5 protein-coding genes and 2 pseudogenes are annotated in these 6,000 nt (G+C 73.0%); 3 read left to right on the forward strand and 4 right to left on the reverse strand.

Features of this window, described 5'->3' with window-relative positions; genetic code table 11:
• Positions 1-53: 53 nt before the first annotated feature.
• The 3 genes and pseudogenes from L615_RS16250 to L615_RS16260 all read right to left on the reverse strand — a co-directional run bounded on the left by L615_RS16250 (position 54) and on the right by L615_RS16260 (position 3,286).
• A complete protein-coding gene (locus tag L615_RS16250) occupies positions 54-1,511 on the reverse strand; it encodes an NCS2 family permease (RefSeq protein WP_028654598.1) in 1,458 nt (485 codons plus the stop codon).
• Positions 1,508-2,740, reverse strand: a pseudogene (locus L615_RS16255) (MFS transporter); the annotation flags it as partial. The pseudogene L615_RS16255 and the gene L615_RS16250, both read right to left, overlap by 4 nt.
• An 81-nt stretch (positions 2,741-2,821) precedes the next feature.
• Positions 2,822-3,286 (reverse strand): MarR family transcriptional regulator, encoded by a 465-nt coding sequence (locus tag L615_RS16260; RefSeq protein ID WP_036516910.1) that lies wholly within the window; start codon positions 3,284-3,286, stop codon positions 2,822-2,824.
• Between the two features lie 82 nt (positions 3,287-3,368).
• On the opposite strand from L615_RS16260, the gene L615_RS16265 reads away from it, so the two are divergent.
• Together L615_RS16265 and L615_RS16270 are read left to right on the forward strand one after the other, a co-directional pair.
• Positions 3,369-3,656, forward strand: a complete 288-nt coding sequence (locus L615_RS16265) for a DUF2530 domain-containing protein (RefSeq protein WP_232221677.1) — start codon at positions 3,369-3,371, stop codon at positions 3,654-3,656.
• Entirely contained in the window at positions 3,653-4,279 is a 627-nt protein-coding gene (locus L615_RS16270) for a bifunctional 2-polyprenyl-6-hydroxyphenol methylase/3-demethylubiquinol 3-O-methyltransferase UbiG (protein ID WP_222430581.1), read from the forward strand. The genes L615_RS16265 and L615_RS16270 overlap by 4 nt, the downstream gene beginning before the upstream one ends.
• A 214-nt stretch (positions 4,280-4,493) precedes the next feature.
• Here L615_RS16270 and L615_RS16275 read toward each other — a convergent pair whose 3' ends face one another.
• Complete coding sequence (locus tag L615_RS16275; RefSeq protein WP_051485509.1) at positions 4,494-5,288, reverse strand: DUF3027 domain-containing protein; 795 nt, start codon at positions 5,286-5,288, stop codon at positions 4,494-4,496.
• Positions 5,289-5,333: 45 nt separating this feature from the next.
• Between L615_RS16275 and L615_RS16280 the strand changes: the two are divergent.
• Positions 5,334-6,000 (forward strand): annotated as a pseudogene (locus L615_RS16280) (MFS transporter); the annotation flags it as partial.

A 6,000-nucleotide genomic window follows, 5' to 3' on the forward strand; every position in this document is an offset into this window, starting at 1 on the left:
CCGGATTCCGGGGCCGCTCCCCCGCCTGTCCCGGGCGGTGCCCGGCCGCCTGCTCAGGTGAGCAGGCGGGTGAGCGGGTCGATGGCGAAGTAGACCACGAACAGGGCCGCGACCAGCCACATCAGCACGTGCACCTCGGCGGCCTTGCCGCGCACGACCTTGAGGAAGGTGTAGGCGACGAAGCCGGCGCCGATGCCGACCGTGATCGAGTACGCGAACGGCATCAGCACGATCGTGAGGAACGCCGGGATCGCGATTTCGGGGTCGTTCCACGAGATGCCGGTGATCTGCTGCATCATCAGGAAGCCGACGAGGACCAGCGCCGGGACGGCGGCCTCGGACGGGATCATCGCCACGACGGGCGACAGGAAGATGGTGAGCAGGAACAGCACGCCGGTCACCACCGACGCCAGGCCGGTGCGCGCGCCCTCGCCGACGCCGGACGCGGACTCGATGTAGGACGTGTTCGACGACACGCCCGCGGCACCACCAGCGATCGCGGCGATCGAGTCGACGGCCAGGATCCGCTCCGAGTTCGGCGGCACGCCGTCCTCGTCGAGCAGGCCGGCCTCGGCACCGATCGCGGTCATCGTCCCCATGGTGTCGAAGAAGTCGGCCAGCAGGAGCGAGAAGACCAGGAGCAGCACGGTGACGGCGCCGGCCTTCTCCCACGAGCCGAGGAGGTTGAACTCGCCCAGGGTGCCGAAGTCGGGGCCGGGGAACTCGTCGGGCCAGGCCGGCACGGTGAGCGCCCAGCCGCCGGCCTTGTCAGCGGCCCGCCCGAGGTCGCCGACGGCCTCGACGACGACCGCGACCAGGGTCATGGCGACGATCGAGATCAGGATCGCGCCGCGGACCCGGCGCACCCACAGCGCGACCATGAGCAACAGGCCGACGATGAAGACCAGCACCGGCCAGCCGCTGAGGTTGCCGTCGCCGCCGAGCTGGACGGGGACGGTCGTGTTGGCCACGTCGGGGATGCGGGTCACGATGCCGGCGTCGACGAAGCCGATCAGGGTGATGAACAGGCCGATGCCGACCGAGATCGCCACCTTGAGCTGGCCGGGGACGGCGCGGAACACCGCGGTCCGGAAGCCGGTCAGCACCAGCACGAGGATCAGCACACCCTCGATCACGATCAGGCCCATCGCGTCGGCCCACGTCATCTGGCTGGCCACCGCGAACGCGAGGAACGCGTTGAGGCCGAGCCCGGTCGCCAGGGCGAGCGGGTAGTTGGCCACGACCCCCATGAGGATCGTCAGCACGCCGGCGACGAGCGCGGTGCCTGCGGCGATGGCAGCGAGGTTGGGCTCGTCGCCGCCGCCGAGGAACTTGCCGTCGATGTCGGTCGCGTAGCCGAGGATCAGCGGGTTCAGCACCACGATGTAGGCCATCGTGAAGAAGGTGACCACGCCACCGCGGACCTCGCGGCCGACGGTGGATCCGCGCTCGGTGATCCTGAAGAAGCGGTCGAGCGGGCTGTTGCCGGGGGCGATCTGGGCGGAGCTCACGAGGGCAGCATGGCAGGAGCCGGCACCCGATGTGGCGAAGGCTCGCGGGATGCCACATTGCGGACGGCGACCGCCAGCGCGACACCGAGGAGCACCAGGACTCCGCCGACGACGAGGGTCCACCGGGCGCCGTACTGCTCGCCGATCCAGCCGATCAGCGGCGCCCCCGCCGGGGTGCCACCCATGACGATCGTCATGTAGATCGCCATCACCCGGCCGCGGAAGGCGGGGGCCGACTCGGTCTGCAGCAGGGCGTTGCACGAGTTGAGCACGGTGATCACCGTCAGCCCGAGCGCCGGGCACAGCAGCACGAAGAGGAGGTACGACGGCGCGAAGCCCGCCGCGATCTCGAGCAGCCCGAAGGCGACCGCAGCCCCCATGAGCAGCCGGACCCGGACCCGGACGCGGCCCGCCGCGAGGAGCGCGCCCGTGACCGAGCCGATCGCGAGGACCGAGCCGAGGACGCCGTACTCCCCCGCGCCCTTGTCGAACACCTCGGTCGCCATCAGGGCGGAGGTGATCTGGAAGTTCATGCCGAAGGTGCCCACGAAGAACACCAGCACCAGGATCATCAGCATCTTGGGCTGGGTGCGCAGGTAGCCGACACCCTCGCGCAGCATGCCGCGGGTGCGGGCCGCCGGCTTCGGCGAGTGCAGTCCGGCCTCGTCCATGCGACGGAGCTGGACGATGACCGCGAGGTAGGACAGCGCGTTGGCCAGGATGACCCAGCCGGTGGCCTTCATCCCGCCGCCGCCGAGGCCGATGAGCAGGCCGGCGATGCCGGGGCCGATCAGGCGGGCGGTGTTGAACGCCGCCGAGTTCAGGCTGACCGCGTTGGCGACGTCGTCGGTGCCGACCATCTCGGAGACGAACGCCTGGCGCGCAGGGGCGTCGAACGCGGCGCCGACGCCGAAGACGAAGGCGATCAGGTAGACGTGCCAGGTCTGCGCCGCACCGAGGGCGGCGATCACGCCGAGCGCGAGCGCCGAGAGCGCCATGACCGCCTGGGTGACCTGCAGCAGCACCCGCTTGGGGATGCGGTCGGCCACGACGCCGGCGTACGGCGAGAGGAGCAGGACCGGCAGGAACTGCAGCCCGGTCGTGATGCCGAGGGCGGTGCCTCCGTTGCCGGGGATGGTGAGGACGAGCCAGTCCTGGGCGATGCGCTGCATCCACGTGCCGACGTTGGAGACCAGACTGCCGGCGAAGTAGAGGCGGTAGTTGCGGTGGGCGAGGGAACGGAATCGGGGACTCGTGGTCGGCTCCTCGGTTCGGTGGCGGGCGGTCGGGCGGTCGAGCGGTCGGCCTGGTCAGGCGCGGTCGGCCGGGTCGGCCTCGGCCAGGCGCTGCAGCAGGGGTGCGGCGCGACGCAGGACGTCGCGCTCCTCGGGGGTGAACTCGGCCAGGCGCAGCGACAGCCAGCGGTCGCGGCGCGCGGCGTCGGCCTGGACGACCGCGCGGCCCTCGTCGGTGATCCGTACGACGACCTGGCGGCCGTCGGTCGGGTGCGGCAGGCGCTCGACGAGGCCCTCGTCGGCCAGGCAGGTCACCGTGCGGGTCATGCTCGGCGGCTGCACCTGCTCGCGCGCCGCGAGCGCGCCGACGCTGAGGTCACCCAGCCGGTGCAGCGCCCAGAGCACGGCCATCGCCGACAGGCTCAGGTCGTTGTCCGGGTGCCGCTCGCGGACGAGGCGGCGGCGCAGCCGCATGACGGCGAACCGGAGCTCGGTGGCGAGTCCGGACGTCGTCCGCACGTGCTGGTCCTGGATGGGCATGTCGTTAGTCTAAGTCATTACCTTGGCTAACTATTCCGATCGCGGGGCGATCTCCGTCACGCGGCGGTCTACGATCGACGGCGTGGAGCTCCGTGACGACCAGCCGACCCAGCACGAGTTCGGCAAGCGGACCTACCTGATCGCGCCCGTCGAACCGCTCGACGTCGACGGCGTGCGGACGGTCCAGGTCGGGACGGCGCTGTTCGCGCTCGCCTTCCTGGCCCTGCTCCCCTTCTACGGTCGCCTCGAGGAGGACGGCCGGACCTGGCTGCTGTGGATGTGCCTCACCGGCGTCGGCCTGGGCCTGCTGGGCGTGGAGTACTGCAAGCGTCGCCGCCAGGTCCGCGCCGAGCGCGACGCCGCGTCGTGACCGACCAGCCGCTGSCGCCGACCCGCTGGGCGCTCGGCGGCGCGAGGAACTCCGGCTACGGCCAGCGCTTCGCCGAGCTGGTCGAGCGCGGCGAGGACGTCGTCGGCGAGGCGCGGCTGGCCGACGCGATGCTGCCGCGCGGAGCCCGCGTGCTCGACGCCGGCGCCGGCATGGGCCGGATCGGCGTCGGCCTGCAGGCGCAGGGCCACCGGGTCGTCGCCGCGGAGCCCGACCCGACCCTGGTCGAGCAGGCCCGGCGCTCGTACCCCGACCTGCAGGTGCTTCCGCTGGAGATCCTCGCGATCACGCCGGAGGCGCTCGCGGAGTCCGGGGCCCCCGAGGAGTTCGACCTCGTCGTCTGCGTCGGCAACGTGCTCACCTTCGTCGCCGAGGACACCGAGGTCGCCGTGCTCGAGCGCCTCGGCAGCCTGCTCGCCCCCGGCGGGCGCATCCTCGTCGGCTTCCACCTGGCCGGTGGTCCGGCGAGCGCCCGGTCGTACTCGCCGGAGGAATTCGTGCGCGACGCCACGGCCGCCGGGCTCCGGGTCGACCACCGCTTCGGCGGCTACGACCTCCGCCCGGTCGACGACCAGTACGCCGTCTGGATCCTCCGCCGCGCCTGAGCGCTCGGCTCTCGACCACTCGGCGCGCGCGTCGTGACGCCTCGACCCGCCACAAGTGACGTCTCAACCCGCCACAGCTGACCACTCGACCCGCCACAGCTGACCACTCGACCCGCCACAAGTGACGCCTCGACCGGCAACCGCGGCGCGAGGCGTGCCGCCGGGCGGAGGCGGGACCTACGGAAGACAACCGCGGCGCGCTCGCGCAGACAGCTCAGAAGGTCTCGAGGCCCTCGGAGGAGATGGTGTCGAGGACGGGCGGGGCGGGGGGCTGGGGCTGCTGGCGCTTGCTGAGCCGGACCTCGGAGTGGCCGCCGCAGCCGTGCTGGAAGGCGACCACGCGGCCGTCGTCGTTGGCGTCGCCGTTGGCGCAGACGCCGAACATCTGCGAGAGCGGGCCGGAGAGGCGGACGAGGAAGCCGCAGGAGTAGCACTGGTGCGGGGCGGAGCGGGCGATCGGGGCGTCGGGGCCGGCGTCGCCGTCGTACCAGCGCTCGGCGGCGGCGTCGCGGCCCTCGGGCGAGAGGACGCGCACGCGGCCGAGGCCGAGGTCCTTGGCGACCTGGCGGACCTGCGCCTTCTCGTCGGTGTCGAGCGGGTCGTCGCCGAAGGAGTACGTCGGCACGAGGCGCGGGTCGTCGTCGGAGACGGGCAGCAGGTCGCCGGGCGACATGTCGCCGGGCTGGAGGCGCTCGCGGTAGGGCACCCACGGCGGGGCGACGATCGCGTCGGAGCCGGGCAGCAGCACGACCTCGACGACGGTGACCTTCCGCTGCCGCGAGGCGCGGGTGAGGGTGACCGCCCACTGCCAGCCGCGGTAGCCCTTGCGGGTGCAGGCGAAGAGGTGGGTGACGACGCGCAGCCCGTCGACCTGGTGGCCGAGGTGGTCGCCGACGTCCGCGGCGTCGACCTCGTCGAGCAGGGCCGCGCGGGCGGCGTCGACCGCGTCAGCGGTGGCGGCGTCGGTCAGCTTGCGCTCGAGGGTGGACACCGGCACAGCATCGCGCATCGTGGCGACGTCCGTCACCTCGGGGGTGGCAGGCAAGATAGGAGGGTGAGCACCGACGGAGCCCAGCCCCGCCCTCCCGGTGGCCGCCCGCGCCCCGACGGTGCGTCGTACCCGCCGCCGCCTCCCCCGCCCCCGGGTGCCGAGGTCCCCGGCGACGTCCCGGCCGCCGAGCCGGGCTCGGTGCGGGCCGCGAAGGCGACGGCGCGCGGCGTCGCGGGCTTCGCCCGGGTGACCGGCCGCGCGAGCAAGGCGACGGTCCGCACGGCCCGCCGTGCGGCAGGTGCGCAGGGCGCCGAGCGCTCGGGCCTCAACCGGCTGATCGAGCTGCACGCGGCGAACGCCGCGGGTGACTCGGCCTTCGCGATCGCGCTGGCCGGCACCGTCTTCTTCGCGGGCGCCACGAGCGGCGAGCGCGGGCCGGTGCTGCTCTTCCTCGGACTGACGATGGTGCCGTTCGCGATCGTCGCGCCGCTGATCGGCCCGTTCCTCGACCGGTTCAGCCACGGCCGGCGGTGGGCTATCGGCGCGACCTTCGCGCTGCGGGCGTTCCTGTGCTGGGTGCTCGCCGGCACCCTGGGCGACGGCTCGCCGTGGTTCTACGTGGCGGCGCTCGGCGTGCTCGTCTCCTCGAAGGCGTACGGCGTCGCGAAGGCCGCCGCCGTCCCCCGGCTGCTGCCGCACGAGATCACGCTCGTGAAGGCCAACGGACGGG

Source organism: Nocardioides sp. J9, from assembly GCF_007829375.1.
Taxonomy (GTDB): domain Bacteria; phylum Actinomycetota; class Actinomycetes; order Propionibacteriales; family Nocardioidaceae; genus Nocardioides.